Source organism: Ruegeria sp. BHSC026, from assembly GCF_059613065.1.
In genome coordinates this window covers 1-24,665 of record NZ_JBXWRV010000006.1, presented here as the reverse complement: position 1 = coordinate 24,665, position 24,665 = coordinate 1, and the positions used below count along the sequence as shown (strand labels likewise).

The window sequence follows — 24,665 nt, the reverse complement described above, 5'->3', positions numbered from 1 at the left end:
GACCGGGGTCAGAGGTCGATCTCGACCACCCCGCCCGGCTCGGCCGCGCGGCTCTGGCACAGAATCAGCGCCGATTCCCGCTGCTTGTTCGACAGGACGAAATCGCGATGCTCGACCTCGCCCCCGATCAGCCCGCATTTGCACACGCCGCAGATGCCGTCGGCGCATTTCACGTCGACATGGATGCCGGCCTCGTTCAGCACCTGCGCCGCGTCCTTGTCGGCGGGCACCTCAAGGTCACGCCCTGACCGTGCCAACCGCAGGGTGAACGGGTGGTTTTCATAGTCGGGCTGCTCGGGCACCGAGAAATACTCCAGATGCCGGGCCACCTCGGGCCAGCCCTGACGTTCGGCAGCCTGCATCACCGCCTCCATGTACCGGTCGGGGCCGCAGGTATAGACATGCCAGCCGTCGCGATAGCCCGCCAGGATCGAGTCCAGATCGGCGCGGGTGCCTTCGTCCGAGACATGCAGATGCACGTGGTCCGCCCAGGGCGCGGCGGCCAGATCGGCCAGATACCCGGCCTTTTCCCGTGAGGGGACGGAATAGTGCAGATCGAAATCGCGCCCCAGCGCGTGCAGGCGATGGGCGAAGGCGATCATTGGGGTAATCCCGATGCCGCCGCCCATCAGCAGGGTGCGGGTGGCGGTTTCGTCCAGTTCGAAATGGTTGATCGGTTTTGACACGAACACCTTGCGGCCCGGCGTGAAGATCCGGTGCAGCAGGGCCGATCCGCCGCGGCCTTCATTCTCGCGCAGCACGCCGATCTGGTATTTCGACCGGTCCGCGGGGTCGCCCGACATGGAATACTGGCGCAGGAACTCGGGGGCCACCAGCACGTCCAGATGCGCGCCCGCCGTCCATTCCGGCAAGGGCGCGCCATCCAGGGCCGAGAATTCGTATTTGCTGACATCCGGTGTCATTTTCTCGACCTTCGTCACCTCGACCCGCATGACCGGAGCATCTCCGGCAATCGTGTAGCGATGCACCACCGAGATGTCCCCGGCGGCCAGCCGGGCCTTGTATTCCTCGGCCGTGACCATGGCCTGATAGGCGGCGATCCCGGCCTCGCGATCCATCGCAAAGGGGTAGGGCCAGGGATGCGGCGCAAGCGGGGCGGGATAGACGGCCAGGGTCTGGTCCTCGTATTTCAGGTCCAGATCCTTTTGCAGGCCGCGCCGGTTCAACGGGTGTTTCGTGGGGCGATAAGCGCCGTCGGACTGAAGCTCCAGATCCCACCACCACTTCTTGGTGTCGTTCAGCCCGCCATTGCCCAGCGCGTCATCCAGCCGTGCCAGCGCGGGCGCTGCAGCGGGGATGTTCATCGCGGCCCAGCGGAAGGGGCGTTCGGCAAAGATGCCTTCGAGGTTCCACGGGCAGGTCTTCATGCAGCGCCCGCACATCGCGCCGCCGGGCGTGGTGATCCGGTAGGTGGCGCATTTCTGGCTGTCGGATTTCCAGATCTCGTAGCCGTTGAACATCAGCTTGGGCCCGGCGGTGATTGCCCCCGACGGGCATTCGCGGGCACATTTGTTGCAACTCTCGCAGAACCGCTGCAGGCCAAAGTCGATGGGCTTGTCATGCGCCATCGGCATGTCGGTGGTCACCACGCCCGATTTCAGGCGCGGGCCGAGGAACGGGTTCAGAATGACCTCGCCGATGCGGCTGACCTCGCCCAGCCCCGACAGCAGCAACAGCGGCGGCTGTAGCACTTCGCCATCCATCACCGTATGCGCCTTGGCCTTGTAGCCCAGATTGCGGATCTGACGGGCCAATACCCCGCCCAGCAGCGAGAACCGCAGATAGGCACGCATCGACTGGGCGACGCTGATCCAGTCATCGCCCGAGGCGCCCTCCATCGTCTCATAGCCCTGATCGATGATCATGCTGACGGCCTGATCGTGGGGCGGCACGATTTCCTCGCCGGTGGCGTCGTGGGAATACCACGCCCAATCGGGGCACCGGCTGAGGCCCACGGCATCGACGCCAAGGAAATAGCTGGCCGCCTTCAGGTTGGCGGCGTTGCGATCTGCGTCATTGGGTTTGGGGCCATCGGCGCTGTCGCCGTCCTGCAGCAGGACGAAAGCCCCCAGCGCACGCCTTTGCGCAAAGCTGGGCGCGGATTTTCGGACGTAATGCCCGCCTTTGGCCGCATCCTGCAGCGGTTTGCCCATATCGCCGAACTGCGCCCGCGCGAACATATCGGCGCGTTTGGGCACGCGGGCCACGTTTGCCTCGTCGATATAGGTGGTCGGGCTGTCCACGCGTATGAGCGTCTCGAACGGGTGCGCGCCATCGGCATAGCGGCGGCGGGCGAAAGGGTCGCGGTTCAGCGCGTTTTTGGCGAAGCCCGCGCCCAGCCACCACGCGGGGCCTTGGGTTCTGAACCACGGCTGCCGGTCGCGCGGGGCCAGCGGGCGATCATGGGCGATTTCCATCTCGGTGGTCACAGCGGCCAAGCCAAACCGATGCCCCAGCCAAGGGGCCACGGCGGTGCCACCCTCGGCCCAGACCAACCCGGCTGCGGCGGCAAGGCGCGGCAGGTCCACGTCCGAGGACATCACCGAATGCGCCCGCGCGTCATACCCCAACAGACGGATGTAATTGGCGATCACCACCGCGTTTTCGGTGGCCAGCAGGCAGGCGCGGTGGTCCTGCGCATCCAAGATCCATTCGGCACCGGGCTCGGCCGGGTCCGGGTCGCGGTGATGTTCGTACAGGAACACGATCGCATGGCGATGGGCGGTGATTGGCCCGGGCTGGGCTGCCACGCTGTCGCGCAGGTCGGCCATGATCACGTCGATCCCCGAGGCCAGGGTCTTCGTCTGCCGGGTCTGCAGCGCATGGGCCAGCCGTTCGATATCGGGGTTGCGCCGGGGCCGATCCAGCAGCGCCTGCGGCGGCAGAGGCCCGCAGCCCATCATCGAGGCATCGTTGAAATAACCGAATGCCTTCAGGTGGTTGGCGCGCTCGACCGGGTCATGGGGCATCTCGGCTCGGGCCGGATTGACGAAGCCATCTCGGATGGTGTCCAGCATCGCTTGAAACTCGCCCATCGCGTTGACGATGCTGTGGGGCTGCTCGGGGCGGTCAAAACTCAGCACCGACATCGGGGCCAGCGCCGACAGATCGGGCAGCGTATCCTGTCGCCGCAGCCGCTCGAGCGGATAAGGACCCATGTGAACGGGTCGGTTTTTGTCCGAGAAAAAGCGGATCCCCATCGCGTGCCTCCTGTTGCCAAGCTTCCCCTAGCGCGGCATGAACAGCAATACCATTCATGACAGATAATAAACGGTATGAAGAAAATCGATTTCATGGACCTAGACGGCAAGGTCCTGCGCACCTTCCTGACGATCCTCGAGGAAAACTCGGTCTCGAAGGCCGCTGACCGGCTGGGTGTCACGCAATCGGCCATCAGCCACACGTTGGCCAAGCTGCGGCAGGTGCTTGGCGATCCGCTGTTCGTGCGGTCCGGCCAAGGGCTGCGCGCAACCGAGCGGGCGCTGGCGCTGAAAGACCCGGTGCAGAGGGTGCTGGACGGGATGCGCGCCCTGACCGACGAGCGGCCCTTTGACCCGCTGTCCGAAGAGATCACCGTCCAGATCGCCACCAACGACATGCCGCGCGAGCTGATCTTTCCGCAGTTGCTGCGCGGGGCGCGGGTTGATGGGGTGCGGCTGCGGCTGGGGTTCATGCCCTCGGGTGTGCCTGACCCGGAACTGCTGCGCAGCGACCGGTGCCAGCTGATGCTGACCCCACTGCCGCCGGACGGTCCCGACATCTTTCAGAAACTGCTGGTGAGCAGCCCTTTGATGGTGTTCTACGACGCCGAACGGCGCGACCCGCCCGCCGACTGGGCCGATTATTGCGCCTCGGACCATGTCGAGGTGCGGTTTCTCGATGGGCGCAACGCGCGGGCTGTGATGCGCGGCGTGGACCAGAGCCAGATCCGCCCGCCCACCGTGACTCTACCGCATTTCAACGCGATCTCGGCCTTCGTGAAGGGCACCGATCTGATCTCGACCGACACAGCGCTGATGCAACAAGGGCCTTTGGCGGCACTGGACTGTGCGCCCCTGCCCTTCGATTGTCAGCCGGTGTCGATCTACATGGTCTGGCATCAGCGGTTCGCCAACGATCCCGCCCATCGCTGGCTGCGGGGGCGGATCGCGGCGATTGCCGCCACGCTTCAGGCCTGAGCCCGCAGCCAGTCGCGCATCAGCGCCACAAGATCCGGCTGCCGAGGCTTGCGCGGGGTGACGATATGGAACCCCAGACCGTCCAGCAACACCTGCGCCAGCGGTTGCACCAACCGCCCCGTCGTCAGCTCGGCCGCGACCAGTGGCGCATTGGCCAGCGCAAAGCCCTGCCCGGCCACGGCGGCGTCAATGGCCAGACTGGTCTGACTGAAATTCATCATCCTCGGGCGCCCCTGCACACCGGCGCGATCCAGAAACAGCGGCCAAAGGCCATGAGAATCGCTCAGCAGTACATGCGCCAGCAGGTCTTGCGCCGATGTCACCTGCGCGGCCAGGTCGGGGCTGCCGACCACGACGAATTCGGTAGGGAACAGCGGCTCGGCCACCAGGCCATCACCAAACGGTGCGCGGCCCTGCCGGACCGCGATATCCACCCCGTCCGTCTGAAAATCAGCCAGCCGCTCGCGCGCATCGACCTGCACTAAGACATCCGGATGCCGCGCGGTGAAATCACCCAGCCGCGGCACCAGCCATTTCGAGGCAAAGCTGGGCGTGACCGACAGGGTGATCTGGCGCTGGCCGGACAGATCATCGACCGCCTCTTCGATCAGACGGAAAGCGCGGCGCAGGGGCGCGTGGAACCGCCGTCCGGCCTCGGTCAGCCGCAGGCCGCGCGGCAGGCGGTCGAACAACGGAGTGCCCAGCCGCGCCTCGAGGCCCCGGACCTGCTGTGCCACTGCCCCTTGGGTGACACCCAGTTCCTGCGCCGCCAGCCTGAAGTTCAGGTGGCGGGCCGACGCCTCGAAGGCGCGCAGGGCGTTCAGCGGGGGAAGGGCAGCCATAGCGTCCACACAATAGATTTTCTACAGCCATAGGGAAGAAGAACTGATTGGTCAAACGGTCGGCCACGCTTCATCTTGGCGACAGATGGAAACGGAGAACGAAGATGACGGACAAAGTGGCTCTGATCACCGCCGGCGGCAGCGGAATGGGCGCGGATGCGGCGCGGCGGCTGGCGGCGGACGGGTTCAAGGTGGGCATCCTGTCCTCGTCCGGCAAGGGCGAGGCGCTGGCGGCTGAGCTGGGCGGCGTGGGGATGACCGGCTCGAACCAGTCGAATGACGACCTGCAGAAACTGGTGGATGCGGCGATGGCGCATTGGGGGCGGATCGATGTGCTGGTGAACTCGGCCGGGCACGGTCCCCGCGCGCCGGTGCTGGAGCTGACCGACGAGGACTGGCATCGCGGCATGGAGGTCTATTTCCTGAATGCCGTGCGCCCCACCCGGCTGGTGACCCCGATCATGCAGGCGCAGAACGGTGGGTCGATCATCAACATCTCGACCTTCGCGGCCTTCGAGCCCGACCCGGTCTTTCCGACCTCGGGCGTGTTCCGGGCCGGGTTGGCGGCGTTCACCAAGCTTTTCGCCGACAGGTACGCCGCCGAGAACATCCGCATGAACAACGTCCTGCCCGGCTTCATCGACAGCCTGCCGGAAAAGGAGGAGTTCAAGGCCAAGATCCCCATGGGCCGCTATGGGCGCAGCTATGACGAGATCGCCTCGGTCATCGCGTTCCTGGCCTCCGAAGGCGGCGGCTATATCACCGGGCAGAACATCCGGGTGGATGGCGGGATCACCCGCTCGGTCTGATCGGTCAGAACCGCGCCTTAACCAGATGCGTCAGCGTCGCGCCGGTTTCAAAAAAGGCGCGGCGTAGGCCTGTCCAGCTTTCGCTGTGCGCAGGCACCGGCGGCAGCGGCAGGCGGGCGGGGTCGCCCGACAGCAGGCTGTCGGCCATCATGCGGCCGAACACCGTGCCCGGCCCGATGCCGCGCCCGGAATAGCCATGCGCCGACAGCGCGTTCGGCCCGATCTGCACCAGCTTCGGGATATGGTCCGAGGTCATGGCGATACGCCCGTGCCAGCCGTCCTCCAGCGGTTGGTCGGCCAGCGCGGGGTATATCTGCGCCATTTTCCGCGTGATCCAACCGCGATGAGCAAAGCTGCCCGCATGGCCCAGATCGCCCATCGCCCCGATCACCAGCCGCCCGGCCTGATCCATGCGGAACGAGGTCATGATTAGCCCGGTATCCCAGCACCCCTCGCCCCCCGGCAGCAGAGTGGCGCGGATATTCTCGGGCAGCGGGTCGGTGGCGTATTGGAAGTAGTAGACCGGCACATAGTCCTGCCGGGTGTCGGGCAGCCCCGCGTGATAGGCGTTGGTGGCCTGGATCAGCGCCTTGGCCCGCACCGCGCCTTGCGGGGTGTCCAGGTGCCAAGTATCACCATCGTGGCGCAGGGCCTGCACCGGGCTGTTGGCTTGAATCGCCGCCCCGGCCTGCTGCGCCGCGCGGGCGAGGCCCTGCACATAGGCCAGCGGCTGGATCGTCCCGGCGCGCGGGTCGAAGATGGCGCCGTGAAAGGCCGCGCTGCCGGTGCGGCGGGCGGTGTCCTGAGCGGACAGCAGCTCGACCGGCGCGCCATCGGCGGACAGTTGTTGGTGGCGGGTCTGCAGGTCGCGCAGACCTTTTGGCGAATGGGCCAAGTGCAGGGTTCCGGCCTGCACCGGCTCGCAATCGATGGCGTGATCACGGATCAGGCGGAACACTTCGGCCGGGGCCTGCGCCAGCAGGGCGATCAGACGGTCGCCGGCCTCGCGGCCCAGATGGGCGCGGATTTCGGCCGGGGGCAGCCACAACCCGGCATTGGCAAGCCCGACATTGCGGCCCGACCCGCCATAGCCGATCCGGTGTGCCTCGAGCAGGCAGACCGACGCCCCCGCCTGCGCCGCCTGCAGCGCCGCCGAGCAGCCCGTATAGCCGCCGCCGATCACGGCGAGGTCCACCGTGGCAGACCCGGTCAGGGGCGGGGCGTCCACCCGCTCGCGGCTGGTTTTGGTCCACAGGCTGGTTTCCGGGTCGGTGGTCATGGCGGGATGTCCTTGAATGCGCACGCAGATTTCCCGAGGGCTCAGCCGATGGCAAGGGGTCTTTGATCCTCGCGCCCCAGCGCGATCAGGAACGGGTCCTGCGCCTGCAGGGCCTGAAAGCTCTGCTTGTCGGACATACCGCGCCAGTTGGCCAGCACCAGCGACTGCGCCACCGCGCCGCCCAGCGTGGCGCCGGGGCCGGTGACGATGAACAGATCAGGCGCGAATTCACGGGCGGCGGTCTGCACCGCACGGGTGAAGTCGTAGGGCTCGGTCACCTGATGGCCCAGCGTGTAATCCCACAGTTCGCCCACGTCGGTGGCCCCGGGCCACCAGATCTTGCCGCGCCCGTCGATCATTGGCAAATCGGGTTGGGCGAACAGCGTGGCGGGCAGTTGGCGGCGACCCTCCTGCGCCACCGGGGCCTGCAGGCGCGTGTGAAAGGCCGCGTGATTGGCCAGCCGCATCGGGAACCGCTCCTGCACCACGGGCTGCGCGGCCTCGAAGGCCTTGAGTCCGGCCTCGTTGCCGGCCAGCACTAGCATCCCGCCCAAGTCGATCGACAGGGCAAGGTCATGCTCCGGCAAGGCATTGATGCGCGCCACCCCGGCGAAAAGCTCGGCCTTCCGGGCGGGGTCGTCACGCCAGTCGTCGCTGGTGAAGGGATAGACCAGCTGCCCGCCGATCAGGTGGGTCTGCATCAGCGTTCCCATGGTGTTGACCACCCGGAACCCGTTTTCGGGCGACAGCGCACCAGCGGCGGCCAGCGCGATATACCAGCCCATCGAGTTGCCTGTGACGGCCACCACCTCGATATCCTCGGCCAGCGCCTGCGCGTCGGCCAGCGATGCGGCGTAGATCAGGGGCGAGGCCACGTCGCCGCGCGAATATTTGCTGACCGAGAAGCGCGACGCGCCGTCCAGTGCGGTCACCGCCTCTTGGCCCGTTTCGGCGCGGATCGCGTCGAATTCGCGGAACAGCTCCATCCGGCCCGCGTGGTGGCGGTGCAGATAGCCCAGCTCGGGCTTGTTGTAGGTGCCCCGGCCGGGGCAGATCACGACGGCGGTACGGGTCATTTCTGGGCTCCGGTCAGGGTCAGGGCGGCGGCCACGATCCCCTCGCGCGAGGGCAGCGGCGCGGCATAGGCGGGGCCGGTGGCGATGAAACAATCCTCGGCCACCACGCGGGCGGCGGGCAGGTCGGTCTGTTCGGCAAAGAGCGTCATCAGCGCCTCGGACTGGCTGCCGGTGCGGCGGCATTCATCGACGATCAGGACGTGCCTGCAGCCTTTGGTCGCCTCCAGCAGCGCCTGTTCGGGCAGCGGCGCCAGCCAGCGCATGTCGATGATGCGGGTGTTCAGCCCGGCACCCTGCAGCTCGGGCAGCGCCTGTTTCGACAGATAATGGCCGTTGCCGTAGGTCACGATGGCCAGATCGGTGCCGTCGCCATGCACGCCCACCTCGCCCAGCGCGATCCGTTCGCCGGGCGCGGGATAGCGGGTCATCCACGCGCCGTCCTGCCCCTCGTGCAGGTCGCGCATCGGGTAGAGCGCGATGGGTTCCAGGAACACCACCACGCGCTGCTCCTCACGCGCAAGCCGCACGCATTCGCGCAGCATCCGCGCCGCATCGGCCCCGGTCGAGGGGCAGGCGATGATGACGCCCGGAATGTCGCGCAGAACCGCCAGCGAGTTGTCGTTGTGGAAATGCCCGCCAAAGCCCTTCTGGTATCCCAGCCCGGCGATCCGCACGACCATCGGGTTGGTGAACTGCCCCTTCGAGAAGAAGGGCAGCGTGGCGGCCTCGCCCCGGATCTGGTCCTCGGCATTGTGCAGATAGGCGAGGAACTGGATCTCGGGGATCGGGACAAAGCCGTTGTGGGCCATGCCGATGGCGAGGCCGAGGATGGACTGTTCATCCAGCAGCGTGTCGATCACCCGGTCGGGGCCAAAGCGCTGCTGCAGCTTCTGCGTCACGCCATAGACGCCGCCCTTGCGTCCCACGTCCTCGCCCATGCAGACGATCTCGCCATGTTCCAGCATCAGGTCGGTCAGCGCCCAGTTGATCAGGCGCGCCATCGGCTGCGGGTCGTCCATCGCGCGCAGGTCGCTGCCGAAGGCGGCGGCGCGGGCCTCGGCGCTGGGGCCGTTGGTGGGCTTGCAGAGGCGCTTGGGTGGGATCAGGCTGGCCGCGACCTCGGCGGCGGTAGCCAGATGCGGGCGGGTGGCGGCCTCGGCCGCGATGCGATCGGTGCGGGCGCAGGTCTGCTCATAGATCTTCAGCGCCTGTTCGGGCGACAGCGCCCCGGCCTGATCCAACAGGCGCACCGAATGCAGCAGCGGATCATTGGCCTCGTCGGCCTCGACCTCGGCACGGCTGAGATAGGTGGTGGGCACATCCGCCCCCGCATGACCATACAGGCGCACGGTTTTCAGGTGCAGGAAGGCCGGTTTGCGCCGGGTGCGGACATAGTCGGCCGCCTGCTGCGCCACCGCGAAGGTTTCATAGATGTCCAGCCCGTTGGCCTGAAAATACTTGATGCCCGGTCGATGCTCCATCGAGGCCTGAATCCAGCCCTTCGGCGTCTTGACCGAGATGCCGATGCCGTTGTCCTCGCAGACAAAGAGCAGCGGCAGCGGGATCGACTGGACACTGGTCCAACCGGCGGTGTTGATCGCCCCCTGTGCAGTGGAATGGTTCGCGGACGCATCCCCGAAGGAACACATGGCGATGCCGTCCTCGGGCAGTTGCCGGTGTTCGGGGTCGTGACGCCGCGCCGCGCCCAAGCTATAAGCCGCGCCCACCGCCTTGGGCAGGTGGCTGGCGATGGTCGAGGTCTGCGGCGGGATCATCAGCGCCTTGGAGCCCAGCACTTTGTGCCGCCCGCCCGAGGTCGGGTCCTCTCTGGAACACGCGAAACTCAACAGCATGTCCCAGGCGATCTGCTGGCCGGGCACCTGCTCGGCCCGGGCGATCTGAAAGGCGGCGTCGCGATAGTGCAGAAAGGCGATGTCGGTCGGGCGCAGGGCATGGGCCACGGCGGCCATGCCCTCGTGCCCGGAGGATCCGATGGTGTAGAACCCCTGCCCCGCCTTCTGCATCGCCCGGCTGGTGCGGTCCAGCGCGCGGCTGAGCACTTGCGCGCGGAACAGCGACACAGCCTCGGGCGCGCTGAGACCCGGGCGCGGCGGCGCACCCGCGGGCAGGTCGCGATTGGCGACGCGGGTCATGAAGTTTTCGTGAACGATCTGGGCGCGATCCATCTGGGTTCCCCGGTAAGGTCAAAGTTGGGCCGTGGCGTCCGAGATCCGGCGCAGGCCTTGGGTCAGGCTATCGGTGTCATAGGCAAAGGAAAGCCGAAAATGCCCCGGCATGCCAAAGGCCCGCCCCGGTACCACCGCGACGCCCGCGTGATCCAGCAGGTTACGGCAGAACTCGGGGTCCGAGGGCATCGCAGCGGGCGTCTGCGGAAAGACGAAGAAGGCGCCGTCGGGCACCGGGCAGTCCAATCCGGCGGCGTTCAGGCCCGCCACGATCAGATCGCGGCGCGTGCGCAGGGCCTCGCGGCGTTCGGCCAGCAGGTCCTGCGGGCGGGTCAGCGCGGCCAGAGCTGCCGCCTGCGCGATGGAACAGGCGCCTGAGGTGATCTGCCCCTGCACCGCAGCCATCGCCTTGATCAGCGGCGCGGGGCCGATCCCCCAGCCGATGCGCCAGCCGGTCATCGAATAGGCCTTGGACACACCGTTTACCGTCAGTGTGCGGTCTGCCAGCGCCGGAACCGCCTGAACGAAAGGCATGAAGGGAACGTAGGCAAGGTGCTGATAGATCTCATCCGAGATCACCCAGACCTGCGGGTGCTGCTCCAGCACGTCGCCCAGCGCCTGAAGTTCGGATTCGGTGTAAACCGCCCCGGTCGGGTTCGACGGAGTGTTCAGCAGCAGCCAGCGCGTGCGCGGAGTGATCGCGGCGTCGAGCTGTTCGGGCGTCAGCTTGAAGCCCTGTTCGCGCGGGCAGTCCAGCACGACCGGCACGCCGCCCGCCAGTTTCACCATGTCGGCGTAGCTGGTCCAGAAAGGGGCGGTTGTGATGACTTCATCGCCCGGATCGAGTGTCGCCAGGAACGCGCCCGCCAGAACCTGCTTGGCCCCGGTCGAGACGATGACCTGCGCCGGCTCGACCCCGGCCTGTTCCGCGATGGCGGCACGCAGAGCCGGCGTTCCGGCGGTGGCGGGATATCGGGTCTGACCGTCCAGCGCCGCCTTGTGGGCGGCCTCGACCACGTGCGGCGGCGTGGGAAAGTCGGGCTCGCCGGTGCTGAGCGCGATCACGTCCACGCCCTGCGCCCGCAACTGCGCGGCCCGTTCCGAGATCTGGACGATCTCGGACAATTCGATCCCGTCGAGTCGCCCCGCCCGGCGAAATCCGCTCAAACTGTTCTGAATAGTCATGGTATTCCCGCTGCACTTTTCTAAGGTTGCGCCTTTTTGCTATTGGATTTGGGGATCCACCAGTGATATTCCCTCCACAAGCCATGAGGAAAAGTCATATGCTGGCGCCGCGTCGATTTCTGCCGTCTATTTCTTCCCTGTTGGCACTCGAAGCCGTCGACCGCTTGGGCAGCGCCTCAGCAGCTGCCGATGAACTCTCGCTGACCCAAAGCGCGGTCAGTCGGCAGTTGAAGGCCGTCGAAGAACAGCTGGGCGTCGCGCTGATCCAGCGCGACCAAATGCGCCTGCAACTCACGCCCGCTGGCAAGGAATACGTGGAAACCGCCAGAACAGCGCTGCAGCAACTGGCGCAGGCCTCACTGAAGCTGAAGGCCAACCCTTCCGGCGGTTCTTTGCAACTGTCGATCCTGCCCGCCTTCGGTATGCACTGGCTAGCGCCACGGCTTCAGGATTTCGCGCAGCGCCACCCCGAAGTGACGATGAACCTCAGCACGCGGCTAAAGCCATTCGACTTCGGCACCGAACCCTTCGACGCGGCCATCCATTTCGGCCAGCGCGACTGGACCGGGGTGAACTATCTGCCGATCATGCGCGAAGCGGTTCTGCCGGTCTGCGCGCCAGCCCTGCTGCCAGCCGAAACCCCGAAGGTTGAATGGCTGGTCGACGCACCACTGCTGCATCTGGATACCCGGCCCGATGCGTGGGAACGCTGGTTCGCCGCGCAAGGCACCCCTGTCGAGGGCGTCCGAGGCATGCTGTTCGACCAGTTCTCGACGATGATCCAGGCCACGATCCATGGGCTGGGCGTAGCACTGCTGCCCAGCTACCTGATTTCAGCCGAGCTGGAAGCCGGCCGGTTGGTTCCGGCCTGCGCAGCTCCGCCGGTCAGCCTGGGCGACTACTATCTTGTCTGGCCGCAAAATCACACCGAACCGGCCCCGCTTGTCTCGTTCCGCGCATGGCTGCAGGAGCAGCTGACTTAGCCGATCCGCCTCGGCCGCGTCCGAGCATCGCTCGGGCGCGGCCGGGCCCAACCGGAGAAGGCGGCCCGCAAGGGCCGTTGACGACGGGAGGGAGCGCCCGGTCAGACGTCGATCGAGCGGGCGATGAGTTCTTTCATCACCTCGTTGGTGCCACCATAGATCATCTGCACCCGCGCATCCGCATAAAGCCGCGCGATCGGGTATTCCATCATGAAGCCATAGCCGCCGAACAGCTGCAGGCATTCATGCATGATCTCGTTTTGCACCTCTGACCCCCAGTATTTCACCATCGAGGCGGTGGCCGCATCCAGTTGGCCGGCCTCCAGCTTGGCGATGCAGTCATTGACGAAGCTGCGCAGCACCTCGGCCTTGGTCTTGCATTCCGCCAGCTTGAAGCGGGTGTTCTGGAAGTCCATCACGCGCTGGCCGAACGCCTTGCGCTCCTGCACGTATTTCACCGTCTCGGCGATGGCAAAGTCGATCGCGCCCAGCGCCATGATGCCGATGGTCAAACGTTCCCACGGCAGTTGCTTCATCAGCTGATAGAAACCCTGCCCCTCCTCGGAGCCCAGAAGGTTGGTCATCGGCACCTTCACGTCCTCGAAGAACAGCTCGGCGGTGTCATTGGCCTTCATGCCAAGTTTCTTGAGGTTGCGCCCCCGGCGGAAGCCCTCGGCCCCCTCGGTCTCGACCGCGATCAGCGACACGCCCTTGGCGCCCAACGACTTGTCAGTCTTGGCAGCCACGATGATCAGGTCCGCGGTCTGGCCGTTGGTGATGAAGATCTTGGACCCGTTCATCCGGTAGGAATTGCCATCCTTCTCGGCTGTGGTGCGGATCGCCTGCACGTCCGAGCCGGTGCCCGGTTCGGTCATGGCCAGCGCACCGACCATCTCGCCCGAGGCCAGCTTGGGCAGCCATTTGCGCTTTTGATCCTCGCTGCCATAGGCGGTGATGTAATGGGTCACGATCGACTGGATGCCATAGCCCCAGCCCGCATCCCCCCGCGAGGTCTGTTCATAGATCGTGACCGCATCAAAACCCATACCGCCACCGACACCGCCGAATTCCTCGGGGATGGCCCCGGCCATCAGCCCAGTTTCCCCGGCCTTCCGCCAGAAGTCGCGATCGACGACGCCCTGCTCGGCCCAGGCCTCGATGTTGGGCACCAGTTCATCATCCATGAACCGCCCGGCCATTTCGGCAAACATGCGGTGTTCGTCAGTGACCCAGGAAGCGGTCGAGGTAAAAAGCGACATGATTGGTTCTCCGGAATTCTGTTGGCGAAAAGGGTAGCTTTTACCACCGATTCCGCCAATCCGGGTGACGCCGCGTCGGTTTGCGCTGCTACGCAACGTCCTTTGGCGTCAATGCCCTACGCGGTGCCGGGCGCCGGGCGGCGGCGGCGTTTCCGGGGCGCCGGCGAAACACTGGGCGATGTCCATCCACTCCCGCGCGACCGCCCCCCGCACCGACAGGCCGGTGTCCGCCACGTTTCGGGTCTGGGTCACCACGCGGGCGAAATCGACGGCCAGCCCTTCGATCAGGTCGGCACCGGGCGCGCCGAACTCCCACAGCTCCCCCGAGGGCGCGGTCAGGCGCAGATGGGGAGGCACCGGTGGCACCGGGCGGCCATGCACCGTGAAGGTCCAGCCAAAGGTGTTCACCCCCAGCACGACGATGTTGCGGATCCGGTCGGTCTCGGGTCGGGTCAGGCCAAGGATGTCGAACACCTCCTGCCCATGCGCCCAGGTCTCCATCTGACGCGCGGTCATCGAGGACCGCACCGACATGTCCGGCCCCACCCATTTGACCCGCGCCTTGGGGTCCAGAAGGGCCCAGTCATAGGCCATGCGGGTGTACAGATCGCGCCAGGCCAGCCGCAGGTCATGGCCCCGCTGGGAGATCGCGGCGTTTTCCGTGGCGCGAAAGCCCTCGGCCTGGATGCGCGGCATCACCCGCTGCACCCTTGCATCGAACGCATCCGGATCGCGCTGTGACAGGTCGGCCATCTGGTTCCAGAAATGCAGGTGCACCAACACATCGTCGATCGTCCAACCCTTGAATTGGGTCACGGTGCGCCAGTCGCTGGCACCAAGACGCTCAAGGGCATGGTCGAGAACCTGGCATTCCTCAAAGAAATCCGCAGCTTGATCCATGGCACTCCCGCTCTCTGCCCATTGGGCCACTAAAGCGGGTTTCGGCCGGTCAGGCCAGCGCGTTCTGCAAAAGGACCTGCGCGGCCGCTTTCGCATCGCGCGCCGGATCACAACTGTGCAGCAGAACGGCGGTGACGATCGCGCCCTCTTTCAGCAGCAGCAGCTGGCAGGCCAGCTTGTCCGGGTCCTGCGCGCCGGCCTTGCGACACAGGTCAGTGAAATATTCCAGCAGCAGGCGCTTGTGCTCGCCCGCCTGCACATGGATCGGGTGGTCGGGGGCCTGATATTCGGCCCCGGCCTTGATGAACATGCAGCCGCGGAAATTGTCTTCGCGGAACCATTCGCCCAGCGCATCGAACGCGGCCAGGAGTTGATCGGCGGGGGTGTCGGCCAGTTCCTCGATCCGGCGCACGAACCAGTTGCGGAAATTCTCGTCCCGTAGGCGCAGCACTGCCAGGATCAGCTCTTCCTTGGTGCGGAAGTGCTTGTACATTGAGGTCTTGGACACGCCGGTTTCGACCACCAGCCGGTCCATTCCGGTGGCGTGAAACCCGTCGCGATAAAACACCTGCAGTGCCTTGCGGACCAGCTCATCCCGTTTGTTCGGACGCATGATTCGGCTCCTTCGTGTACAGATCAGTACATAATCCTTCTGCCGAACGGCTGCAAATCACCAATCTGAATTCTCTGTTTTTAATCAATAAATTTTTCTTCCGGCCACCGCAGGAAAATAAATTCCGCAAAAATGGTTGAAAAAGTTAACCGAACTGTACACCTTATCAGCACAGTTTACTGATCTGTACACCCAAAGGATTTGACCGATGCGACGCCGCGCCAGCCTATTTCCCGCAAGCTATGTTCCCTTCCTTCTGACCGTAGCCCTTCTAGCCGCCACCCTCGCCTGAAAGCCCCCACCATGCCCCGCGCCTTTTCCGAACTGACCTTCACCCCCGCCGTCCGCGCGCATCAAGAGCGGATGGGGTCCGCCGCCTCATACGCCAGGTTCATCGACGGCGGCCCGCAGCAGGGCCACCTGATTGGCCCGGCCGAGCAGGCCTTCATCGAGGCGCGCGACGGGTTCTATCAATCCACCGTGTCCGAGACCGGATGGCCCTATGTGCAGTATCGCGGCGGCCCGGCGGGGTTTCTGAAGGTGCTGGACGATCGGACCATCGGCTATGCCGATTTCTCGGGCAACAAGCAGTATGTCTCGCGCGGGAACCTAGACGGCAATGACCGGATCGCGCTGATCCTAATGGATTATGCCAACCAGCGCAGGCTCAAGATCCTGGGCCGTGTGGACTTCCGCGAAGGTGCCGAGGCCGCGCGCGATCTGTTTCCCGACTGGGCCGAGGCCGAAGCCGAACGTGCAGCGATCATCCATGTCGCGGCGCTGGACTGGAACTGCCCGCGCCACATCACCCCCCGCTTCACCGAGGCCGAGCTGCGCCCGCATCTGAACGAGCTTGGCCGCCAGATGGCCCAGCTGCAGGCCGAAAACGACCAACTGAAGCAGGCCCTGGCCCGAAAGGCCTGAGTCAAACCCCAAGACCCCGAATAAGCCAGCAACAGGAGTATCAATGCCATGCTACGCGCGATTACTAACACACTTGCCACCCTGATCGCCGGATCGGTCTTTGCCGTCTCGGTCGTGACCGTCGGGTTCTACCTCTCGCCCGAAGCCGTGCGCGCCGCCGAGCCCGACCCGTTCCAGACCCAGTTCCGCGCGCAGACCATCGACGGCATGAAGATCGCCCATCGCAAGGCCGGCGACCCGGCCAACCCGACGGTTCTGCTGTTGTACGGCTTTCCGCCCTCGTCGCGCCTGTTCCGCAACCTGATCCCGCTGCTCGCGCAGGATGACCTCGTGATCGCGCCCGACTATCCCGGTTTTAGCGCGTCCGATATGCCCCCGGCGGATACATATGACTAAAGCTTTGCCGGAACCGCGCATATGATGGCCGAGCTGCTGGATGCGAAGGGCGTCGATCGCTGTGCCGTCTCCCTGATGGACTACGGCGCGCCGGTGGGTTTCCGGATGTTCGCAGAGGCTCCCGACCGCGTGACCGGCTTCATCATCCAGAACGGCAATGCCTATGACGAGGGCCTGCGCGAGTTCTGGGACCCGATCAAGGCCTATTGGGCCGATCCGTCCAAGGAAAACGGCGATGCCCTGCGCGCCTTCTTGACCATGGATGCCACCCAGTGGCAGTTCACCCACGGCACCCAGAACCCCGACGCGATCAGCCCGGACAATTTCTGGCACGTCCAGTACCTGCTGGACCGTCCCGGCAATCAGGAAGTGCAGTTGGAGATGTTTCTGGATTAGGGCACCAATGTGGGCGAATACCCCAAATGGCAGGCGCTGTTCCGCGAATACCAGCCACCCGCGCTGCTGATGTGGGGCAAGAATGACGTGATCTTCCCCGAAGCGGGCGCGCATCCCTACAAAAACGACCTGACCGATCTGGAGTTCCACATCCGCGACACCGGGCATTTCGCGCTCGAGGAATTCGGCCCCGAGATCGCCGCCGAGATGCAGGACTTCCTGGCCCGCATCAACTGACCCCCCTGCCCCCCGGGGCTGTCCGGGGGCCCCCTATACCGGAGGACTGACCCATGACCTCGCATGTTGACCGTATCGCCGCCTTTTCCAATGGCCCCGCCGGGGGCAACCCGGCCGGGGTTCTGATCGCGGATACCCTGCCCTCGGATGCCGAAATGCAGAAGATCGCCGCCGTTGTCGGCTATTCCGAAACCGCCTTTGCCGCGCCGCAGGGCGCGGGCTGGCGGGTGCGCTATTTCGCACCGGTGGGCGAGATCGCCTTTTGCGGCCATGCCACCATCGCGCTGGGGGCGCAGCTGGCGCAGCGGTTCGGCGATGGAGAATACGCGCTGCAGCTGAACGACGCGCAGATCACGGTCGAATGTCGGCGTGACGGCGACAGGGTCGCGGCCACGCTGGTGTCGCCGCCGCCCCACAGCCGCGCGGTGACTGACGATGTTCTGGCGCAGGCACTGACCCTATTCGGGCTTGCGCCCAGTGACCTGAGCACCGATCCGGCGCCCGCCATCGCCAATGCAGGCAACGACCACCTTATCCTGGCGCTGACGTCCCGCGATCGTCTGGCTCAGATGACTTATGACCTGCAAACCGGGGCCGAGTTCATGCAGGCCCAAGGGTTCACCACGATCAACCTGATCTGGGCCGAAACGCCCCGGCTGTTTCACAGCCGCAACGCCTTTGCCAGTGGCGGGGTGCTGGAAGACCCCGCCACCGGCGCCGCGGCTGCCGCACTGGCCGGGTATCTGCGCGACCCGGATTGGCCGCATGGCGGCGAAATCAACATCGTGCAAGGCGAGGATATGGGCGCGCGATCCCTTCTGCGCGTTCAGATCGGCGCCGCGAAGGGCGACGGCGTGCGCGTCTCGGGAACCACCCGCGCCATCGACTGAGCCGGGTCAGGGCCGTGCGCGGCCCGAGTGTACCATTGCCTCGATCCCCGCAGCGCAGAACTCGACCAGTTGGTCGATCCCGGACAGATCGCCCCCCTGTGACAGCGCCTGCACCCGCCAGGCGCTGTTGAGATGCGCCAGCATCGCTGAAACCGTATAGACTTGGCCCGTAGCCAACAGCGCCCGGTCGGCCTGCGGATACAGCGCGGCGATTTCGCGGATGAATAGCTCAGCGGTGGGGTCGAAACACTCGGCCGCGATATGGCGCCAGCGCGGATCGACCGACACATGCGCCACTAGCCGCCCATAGGCCATCCAGCCCGGGCCGCCCGTTTCCGCAAGGCTGACATAGGGGCGGATGAAACAGTCCAGAATACCCCGCAGGGTCAGCGGGCCTTGTGCGCGCCGATCCTCCAGCGCCTGCATCCGGATCTGCGCAAGCTCGTCAGCGCGGCGCGCGACGGTCTGGAAGAACAGCTCTTCCTTGCCGCCGCCATGGTGGTGGACCAGACCCACCTGTACTCCGGCGCGCGTGGCGATGTCGCGGATCGAGGCGCCCTCGAATCCCCGCTCGGCAAACAGCGCCTCAGCCGCGTCCAAAATCCGCGCCTTGGTTTCCAGCGACCGGGCCGACGGCGCCCTTTGCCTTTGTTTTTCAATGTATTTCGCGCTCATGTTTTTCATCTTGCCTTATTTTGGACGATCGTTCAAGTTAAGCGCCACGAGCAGGGGAGGGTTCATGATAGAGGCGCGCAAGGCTTATGCCTTGATCGGCGCAGGTCCGATGGGGCTGGCGGCGGCCAAGGTGCTGAAGGAACAGGGCATCCCGTTCCAGGGATTCGAGTTGCATTCCGATGTGGGCGGGCTGTGGGATATCGATGCGCCACGGTCGACCATGTACGAATCCGCGCATCTGATCTCGTCCAAGTCGATGACCGAATTTGCCGATTTTCCGATGGGCGACGACGTGGCCGAATACCCGTCGCACCGGCAGATGCGCGATTATTTCCGGGCCTTTGCCGATTATTTCGGCCTGCGTGATCACTACAGGTTCAATGCCGAGGTGATCGAAGCATCGCCCCTGGGTGCGCCGGGCGATGGCTGGCGGCTAACCTGGCGGGACAGCCAAGGGACTCATAGAGCCGAATTTGCCGGGGTGCTGATCGCCAATGGCACCCTGTCCGAGCCCAACATGCCCGATTTTCCCGGCAGGTTTGACGGCGAGTTGATCCACGCCGCGCAGTACCGCTATCCTAGCCAGTTTCACGGCAAGCGGGTGCTGGTCGTGGGTGCGGGCAATTCCGGGTGCGACATTGCGGTGGACGCCATCCATCACGCCACGCTGTGCGATTTGTCGATGCGGCGGGGATATTATTTCGTGCCGAAATACGTCTTTGGCAAACCCGCCGACACGCTGGGCGGGATGATCCGCCTGCCCATGTGGCTGAAGCGCCGGATCGACGGGATGATCCTGCGCTGGTTCGTGGGCGACCCGCAGAAATACGGCTTTCCCAAGCCTGACTACAAACTCTACGAAAGCCACCCGGTGGTGAATTCGCTGGTCCTTTACCACGCAGGCCACGGCGACCTGCGCATTCGCCCTGATATCGACCGGATCGAGGGGCGCACGGTCCACTTCAAGGACGGCAGCGCCAGCGACTATGACATGATTCTGGCCGCGACCGGGTACAAGCTGCACTATCCGTTCATCGACCCGAACCTGCTGAACTGGCAGGGCGACGCGCCACATTTGTATCTGAACGCCATGCATCCCGAACGCGACGATCTGTTCGTTCTGGGCATGATCGAAGCCACCGGGCTGGGCTGGCAAGGACGCCATGAGCAGGCCGAAATGGTGGCGCGCTATATCAAGGGTCTTCAATCCGGCTGCCCCGTGGCCGCGGCGCTGAAGGCGGAAAAACAAAAAGACTATAAGCGCGCCACCGGAGGCATGCAGTACCTGAACCTGCCCCGAATGGCCTATTACGTGGACAAGGCGACCTATCGCAAGGCGGTGACAGACTGGATCGCGCGGTTCCGGAAAGCCCGCGCATGACCGGCATCGACGAGATTACGCTTAATTTCAGCCCCGGCTCGCTGACCCTGCTGAACGCGATTTTGGCGATCGTGATGTTCTCGATCGCCATCGACCTGTCACCACGCGACTTCGACCGGCTGCGGCGCGCGCCCAAGCCGGTGGTGGTGGGGCTGGCCTCGCAATTCCTGGTACTGCCGGCGCTGACCTTCCTGTTGGTCTGGCTGACCGAGCCGCGCCCCTCGATCGCATTGGGGCTGATCCTGGTGGCGGCCTGTCCGGGGGGCAATATCTCGAATTTCATCACCCATCGGGCGGGCGGGAACGCTGCGCTGTCGGTGTCGATGACCGCATTCGCCACCATCGGGGCCATCGTGATGACCCCGTTCAACATCGCGCTGTGGGGCGGGCTGTACCCGCCGACCCGCGCCATTCTGCAGCAGACCCAGATCGACCCGGTGCAGATCGCCATCATTGTCGGGCTGATGCTGATCTTGCCGCTGGTTCTGGGCGTGACCCTGAACCAGAAGCGCCCCGCCCTGACGGCGCGGCTGCGCGGGCCGCTGCAGATCCTGTCCATGGCCATTTTCGTGGCCTTCATCGTACTCGCCCTGGCGGCCAACTGGAGTTTCTTCCTGGGCTACGCGGGGGCGGTCGCCGGGCTTGTGATCGCTCACAACGCACTGGCACTGGGGGGCGGTTGGGTCGTGGCCACTCTGACCCGGCTGTCCCCCTATGACCGGCGTGCAATCACGATCGAGACCGGCATCCAGAATTCGGGCCTTGGACTGGTGCTGATCTTCGCCTTTTTCAACGGCTTGGGCGGCATGGCCGTGGTGGCCGCCTTCTGGGGAATCTGGCATGCCATCTCGGGGCTGGCGCTGGCGCAACTGATGGCCCGGACCGAGGCCGCCCGATGACCCGCATCCTGATCACCGGCGCCGCGGGGCTGGTTGGCCGCGCCCTGCTGGACGAGCTGAGCGACCATGAGGTGTTTGCCACCGACCTGCGCCGCCCCGACACGCTGCCGGACGAGGTTCCGTTTCTGCGCATGGATGTCACCACGGGCGACCCCGCGCGGGTGATCGCCAAGGTGAAGCCCGAGGTGATCGTGCATCTGGCCTCGGTCGTCACACCTCCGCCGGGGATGTCGCGGGCCGAGGCCCATGCGGTGGATGTGGGCGGCACGCGTAAGGTGATCGATGCCGCGCTGGCCCATGGCGTGCGGCGGCTGGTCGTCACCTCCTCGGGTGCGGCCTATGGCTATCACGCGGACAACCCGGTGCCGCTGCGCGAAACCGATCCGGTGCGCGGCAACCCCGAGTTTCCCTATTCCGACCACAAGCGGCAGGTCGAAGAATTGCTGGCCGAGGCCCGAACCGCCGCGCCGCAGCTGGAGCAGGTAGTGCTACGGGTGGGCACGGTGCTGGGCGACGACACCGACAACCAGATCACTGCCCTGTTCCGCAAATCCCGCCTGCTGGCGGTGGCGGGTAGCGACAGCCCCTTCGTGTTCATCTGGACCCACGATCTGGCCCGCATCCTGAAACGCGCGACCACCGACGGGCCGCCGGGAGTGTACAACGTCGCCGGGGACGGCGCGCTGAGTGTCGACGATCTGGCCCGCGCGCTGGACAAATCTGTGCTGCGCCTGCCGGCCTGGGCGCTGAAGGTGGCGCTGGCCGTGGCCCGCCCCCTGCGCCTGTCGCGATACGGGCCCGAACAGGTGCGGTTCCTGCAATACCGACCGGTTCTGGACAATACGGCGCTGAAAACCGTGTTCGGCTATGTCCCGCAGAAGACCAGCGCCGAGGTGTTCGACCTTTGGAAAAGGAGTGTGGGCCTATGAAAACCGCAGTGATCTCGGGCGGGGCCGGCGGCCTGGGTCAGGCGCTCTCGGCCGCGCTGCAAGAGCGTGGATGGCGTGTGGTCTTGTTGGACCTGAAGGTGGATGGGGTGCAGGACACCGCCACGCAGATGGCGATTACCTGTGATCTTACAGATCCGGCCCAGTTGGCGCGCGCCGTGAACGATACGCTTGCGCACTGCGACAGCATCGATCTGGTCGTCTATAACGCCGGGATCACTCAGATCTGCGGGTTCGATCAGTCCGACGATACCAGCCACCGCAAGGTGTTCGAGATCAACTATTTCGCAGCCGTCTCGATGGCCCGCTCCTTTCTGCCCGCGCTGCGCCAGTCGCGCGGGGCGCATCTTGCAATCTCGTCGGTGGCGGGGTTCGCGCCGCTGTATCACCGCACGGCCTATGCTGCCTCGAAACACGCGCTGGAAGGTTTCTTCAAATCGCTGCGATCCGAAGAACGGCCCCATGGCGTGCGGGTGCATATCGCGGCGCCCTCATTCGTGGCGACCAACCCGGGCCGGGCCGAGCGACAGCCGGACGGCACCGCACGCCCCGGATCGGCCAGCGACGGCATGGACGAGATGACCCCCGAGGCGGCCGCTCGCGTGATCCTGCAAGGGGTGGATCGCGGGCGGCCCGTCATCCCGGTAGGACGGGTGGCGCGGCTGGCCTGGTGGCTGAACCGGCTGGCCCCACGCCTGTACCAGCGCCTGATGGAGCGCAATATCAGCGGCGCGTGACGCGCGGCCATTATTTGCGGCCTGTTTCCCGGTGCGGGGTTGCCCTTTGGGCGCGGCTTTGCTTTGTCTTTGACGAACAATCCGGCCAGCGGGCGTTCTCTGCCCCGGACCGGTCACAGGGAGGATCTCGAAAATGGCAAAAGTTGCATTCCTTGGCCTTGGCGTCATGGGCTATCCGATGGCCGGGCATCTGCAGGCGGCCGGGCATGAAGTGACCGTCTACAACCGCACCGCGGCCAAGGCGGAGCAATGGGTGTCGCAGCATGGTGGCCAGATGGCGACCACGCCGCGCGATGCCGCCGAAGGGGCCGAGTTCGTGATGGCCTGCGTCGGCAACGACGACGATCTGCGCATGGTCTGCACCGGCGAGGACGGCGCGTTCGAAGGCATGGCGGAAGGCTCGGTTTTCATTGACCACACCACCGTTTCGGCCAAGGTCACACGCGAGCTGTACGCCGCGGCCAAGGCCCGCGGTATCTCCTTTGTCGATGCGCCGATCTCGGGCGGCCAGGCCGGGGCCGAGAATGGGGTTCTGTCGATCATGTGCGGCGGCGATCAGGCAGCCTATGACCGGGCCGAGCCGGTGATGCAGGTCTATGCGAAGATCTGCCGCCGTATCGGGGACAGCGGCGCGGGCCAGATGACCAAGATGTGCAACCAGATCGCCATCGCAGGGCTGGTGCAGGGCCTGAGCGAAGCGCTGCATTTCGCCGAGAAGGCCGGGCTGGACGGACGCGCGGTGGTTGAGGTGATCAGCCAGGGTGCCGCCGGAAGCTGGCAGATGTCGAACCGATACGAGACCATGCTGGACGACCATTTCGACCACGGCTTTGCGGTGGACTGGATGCGCAAGGACCTTGGCATCTGCCTGGACACGGCGGACGAGACCGGGGCATCGCTGCCGGTGACTGCGCTGGTCGATCAGTTCTACAAGGATGTGCAGAAGATGGGCGGTAGCCGCTGGGACACCTCGTCGTTGATCAAGCGCCTGCGGGCCATGGGGTAACGCGGGGGGCTGTCTGCCCCCCATCGCGCCAAGGCGCGATTCCCCCCGACGATATTATTGGCCAGATGAAAAGGGCTCCGGCGAGCGCGGGGCGGAATTTCGAATGAATGATGTCAGTGCTTTTTGGGCGGTCGCGCTGCGGCGGGTCTGGGGGCTGGACGCCCGGCTCTCGCGGCTGGATGGCGAGTATGACCTGAATTTCCTAGTTCAGGCCACCAATGGGCAGGACTATGTTCTGAAGGTCATGCGGGCCGAATGCGACCCGCAGCTGGTGGATCTACAGATCACGGCGTTGGAGCATATCGCGGCCGAGGCCCCCGGGCTACCGTTTCCCAAGGTGATCCCCGGTCTGGACGGTAGCTTGTTGCCGCAGATCGACGACGACGCGGGACGGCCTCGGCTGGCGTGGCTGTTGGAGCGGCTGCCGGGCCGGTGCTATGCCAAGGCGGCGCCGAAAACCGAGGACCTGATCCTGAAACTGGGCCGGGTATTGGGGGCGACCGATCGGGCGCTGGAGCGGTTTTCGCATCCCGGCCTGGAGCGGCCGGATTTCAAATGGGACCTGACCCAGGCTGGCTGGATCGCTGACAAATTAGATGCGGTTGCCGACCCGGATCGTGCAGCCCTTCTGCGCGAGATTTGTACACAGTTCGATGCCGTCTCAAACATGCTGGCGACGCTGCCCCGGCAAGCCCTCCACAATGACGTGAATGACTACAACATCTTGGTCGAAGGAGAGCTGTCGGAGCGCCGGCAGGTTTCGGGCCTGATCGATCTGGGCGACATGTGCGCCGCGCCGCGGGTGTGCGAACTGGCGATCGCCGGGGCGTATGTGGTGCTGGATCA

At 65.4% G+C, this 24,665-nt stretch carries 24 protein-coding genes; 14 read left to right on the top strand and 10 right to left on the bottom strand.

Annotated elements, in window-relative coordinates; all coding sequences use genetic code 11:
* Positions 1-8: 8 nt before the first annotated feature.
* Positions 9-3,221: a reductive dehalogenase gene (locus AC2FME_RS09400; RefSeq protein WP_496800283.1), complete on the bottom strand. Its 3,213-nt coding sequence runs from the start codon at positions 3,219-3,221 to the stop codon at positions 9-11.
* 75 nt (positions 3,222-3,296) lie between these two features.
* Here AC2FME_RS09400 and AC2FME_RS09395 point away from each other — a divergent pair, with 75 nt between their 5' ends.
* Positions 3,297-4,199, top strand: a complete 903-nt coding sequence (locus AC2FME_RS09395) for a LysR family transcriptional regulator (RefSeq protein WP_496800282.1) — start codon at positions 3,297-3,299, stop codon at positions 4,197-4,199.
* Here the strand turns inward: AC2FME_RS09395 and AC2FME_RS09390 are convergent.
* Positions 4,190-5,041, bottom strand: coding sequence for a LysR substrate-binding domain-containing protein (locus tag AC2FME_RS09390; RefSeq protein WP_496800281.1), 852 nt, complete (start codon positions 5,039-5,041; stop codon positions 4,190-4,192). The two genes, AC2FME_RS09395 and AC2FME_RS09390, sit on opposite strands and share 10 nt — an antisense overlap.
* Before the next feature lie 104 nt (positions 5,042-5,145).
* Here AC2FME_RS09390 and AC2FME_RS09385 point away from each other — a divergent pair, with 104 nt between their 5' ends.
* The gene (locus AC2FME_RS09385) at positions 5,146-5,850 is read left to right on the top strand and encodes an SDR family oxidoreductase (RefSeq protein ID WP_496800280.1); all 705 of its coding nucleotides are present in this window, start codon (positions 5,146-5,148) and stop codon (positions 5,848-5,850) included.
* Between the two features lie 4 nt (positions 5,851-5,854).
* Here the strand turns inward: AC2FME_RS09385 and AC2FME_RS09380 are convergent, their stop codons facing one another.
* From AC2FME_RS09380 to AC2FME_RS09365, 4 genes are read right to left on the bottom strand one after another with little or no spacing between them, the layout of a single operon-like run.
* Positions 5,855-7,129: an NAD(P)/FAD-dependent oxidoreductase gene (locus AC2FME_RS09380; RefSeq protein ID WP_496800279.1), complete on the bottom strand. Its 1,275-nt coding sequence runs from the start codon at positions 7,127-7,129 to the stop codon at positions 5,855-5,857.
* A gap of 41 nt (positions 7,130-7,170) precedes the next feature.
* On the bottom strand, positions 7,171-8,205 hold the full coding sequence (locus tag AC2FME_RS09375; RefSeq protein ID WP_496800278.1) for an ACP S-malonyltransferase: 1,035 nt from the start codon (positions 8,203-8,205) through the stop codon (positions 7,171-7,173).
* Positions 8,202-10,391, bottom strand: coding sequence for a dehydrogenase E1 component subunit alpha/beta (locus AC2FME_RS09370; protein ID WP_496800277.1), 2,190 nt, complete (start codon positions 10,389-10,391; stop codon positions 8,202-8,204). Before AC2FME_RS09370 ends, AC2FME_RS09375 begins: the two co-directional genes overlap by 4 nt.
* 18 nt (positions 10,392-10,409) lie before the next feature.
* Complete coding sequence (locus AC2FME_RS09365; RefSeq protein WP_496800276.1) at positions 10,410-11,576, bottom strand: pyridoxal phosphate-dependent aminotransferase; 1,167 nt, start codon at positions 11,574-11,576, stop codon at positions 10,410-10,412.
* Positions 11,577-11,674: 98 nt separating this feature from the next.
* On the opposite strand from AC2FME_RS09365, the gene AC2FME_RS09360 reads away from it, so the two are divergent.
* Positions 11,675-12,559 carry a LysR substrate-binding domain-containing protein gene (locus AC2FME_RS09360; RefSeq protein WP_496711566.1) on the top strand — a complete coding sequence of 295 codons (885 nt, stop codon included), beginning with the start codon at positions 11,675-11,677 and terminating at the stop codon, positions 12,557-12,559.
* A 101-nt stretch (positions 12,560-12,660) separates the two neighbouring features.
* Here AC2FME_RS09360 and AC2FME_RS09355 read toward each other — a convergent pair whose 3' ends face one another.
* From AC2FME_RS09355 to AC2FME_RS09345, 3 genes are all read right to left on the bottom strand, one after another.
* Positions 12,661-13,818, bottom strand: coding sequence for an acyl-CoA dehydrogenase family protein (locus AC2FME_RS09355; RefSeq protein WP_496711537.1), 1,158 nt, complete (start codon positions 13,816-13,818; stop codon positions 12,661-12,663).
* 108 nt (positions 13,819-13,926) lie between these two features.
* Positions 13,927-14,718 (bottom strand): TIGR03084 family metal-binding protein, encoded by a 792-nt coding sequence (locus tag AC2FME_RS09350; RefSeq protein WP_496794637.1) that lies wholly within the window; start codon positions 14,716-14,718, stop codon positions 13,927-13,929.
* 49 nt (positions 14,719-14,767) lie between these two features.
* The gene (locus AC2FME_RS09345) at positions 14,768-15,331 is read right to left on the bottom strand and encodes a TetR/AcrR family transcriptional regulator (protein WP_496800275.1); all 564 of its coding nucleotides are present in this window, start codon (positions 15,329-15,331) and stop codon (positions 14,768-14,770) included.
* A 303-nt stretch (positions 15,332-15,634) separates the two neighbouring features.
* On the opposite strand from AC2FME_RS09345, the gene AC2FME_RS09340 reads away from it, so the two are divergent.
* Genes AC2FME_RS09340 through AC2FME_RS09320 form a run of 5 tightly spaced genes read left to right on the top strand, consistent with a single transcriptional unit; the run spans position 15,635 to position 18,174 of the window.
* Entirely contained in the window at positions 15,635-16,255 is a 621-nt protein-coding gene (locus AC2FME_RS09340) for a pyridoxamine 5'-phosphate oxidase family protein (protein ID WP_496800274.1), read from the top strand.
* Positions 16,256-16,303: 48 nt separating this feature from the next.
* Positions 16,304-16,651 (top strand): alpha/beta fold hydrolase, encoded by a 348-nt coding sequence (locus tag AC2FME_RS09335; protein ID WP_496800273.1) that lies wholly within the window; start codon positions 16,304-16,306, stop codon positions 16,649-16,651.
* Positions 16,652-16,675: 24 nt separating this feature from the next.
* Positions 16,676-17,047 carry an alpha/beta hydrolase family protein gene (locus AC2FME_RS09330; protein WP_496800272.1) on the top strand — a complete coding sequence of 124 codons (372 nt, stop codon included), beginning with the start codon at positions 16,676-16,678 and terminating at the stop codon, positions 17,045-17,047.
* Between the two features lie 9 nt (positions 17,048-17,056).
* A complete protein-coding gene (locus tag AC2FME_RS09325; RefSeq protein WP_496679092.1) occupies positions 17,057-17,284 on the top strand; it encodes an alpha/beta fold hydrolase in 228 nt (75 codons plus the stop codon).
* Positions 17,285-17,337: 53 nt separating this feature from the next.
* Complete coding sequence (locus AC2FME_RS09320) at positions 17,338-18,174, top strand: PhzF family phenazine biosynthesis protein (RefSeq protein ID WP_496800271.1); 837 nt, start codon at positions 17,338-17,340, stop codon at positions 18,172-18,174.
* Positions 18,175-18,180: 6 nt separating this feature from the next.
* Here the strand turns inward: AC2FME_RS09320 and AC2FME_RS09315 are convergent, their stop codons facing one another.
* Positions 18,181-18,849 carry a TetR/AcrR family transcriptional regulator gene (locus tag AC2FME_RS09315; RefSeq protein WP_496800270.1) on the bottom strand — a complete coding sequence of 223 codons (669 nt, stop codon included), beginning with the start codon at positions 18,847-18,849 and terminating at the stop codon, positions 18,181-18,183.
* A gap of 64 nt (positions 18,850-18,913) precedes the next feature.
* Between AC2FME_RS09315 and AC2FME_RS09310 the strand changes: the two genes are divergently transcribed.
* The 6 genes from AC2FME_RS09310 to AC2FME_RS09285 all read left to right on the top strand — a co-directional run.
* On the top strand, positions 18,914-20,230 hold the full coding sequence (locus AC2FME_RS09310; protein WP_496800269.1) for a flavin-containing monooxygenase: 1,317 nt from the start codon (positions 18,914-18,916) through the stop codon (positions 20,228-20,230).
* The gene (locus tag AC2FME_RS09305; RefSeq protein ID WP_496679096.1) at positions 20,227-21,129 is read left to right on the top strand and encodes a bile acid:sodium symporter family protein; all 903 of its coding nucleotides are present in this window, start codon (positions 20,227-20,229) and stop codon (positions 21,127-21,129) included. The genes AC2FME_RS09310 and AC2FME_RS09305 overlap by 4 nt, the downstream gene beginning before the upstream one ends.
* Positions 21,126-22,058 (top strand): SDR family oxidoreductase, encoded by a 933-nt coding sequence (locus AC2FME_RS09300; RefSeq protein WP_496800268.1) that lies wholly within the window; start codon positions 21,126-21,128, stop codon positions 22,056-22,058. The genes AC2FME_RS09305 and AC2FME_RS09300 overlap by 4 nt, the downstream gene beginning before the upstream one ends.
* Positions 22,055-22,813, top strand: coding sequence for an SDR family NAD(P)-dependent oxidoreductase (locus AC2FME_RS09295; RefSeq protein ID WP_496800267.1), 759 nt, complete (start codon positions 22,055-22,057; stop codon positions 22,811-22,813). The genes AC2FME_RS09300 and AC2FME_RS09295 overlap by 4 nt, the downstream gene beginning before the upstream one ends.
* A 133-nt stretch (positions 22,814-22,946) precedes the next feature.
* Positions 22,947-23,819 (top strand): NAD(P)-dependent oxidoreductase, encoded by an 873-nt coding sequence (locus tag AC2FME_RS09290; RefSeq protein WP_496686737.1) that lies wholly within the window; start codon positions 22,947-22,949, stop codon positions 23,817-23,819.
* 103 nt (positions 23,820-23,922) lie between these two features.
* Positions 23,923-24,665, top strand: a 743-nt coding sequence (locus tag AC2FME_RS09285; RefSeq protein ID WP_496800266.1) for a phosphotransferase, incomplete at its 3' end; no start/stop codon positions are given.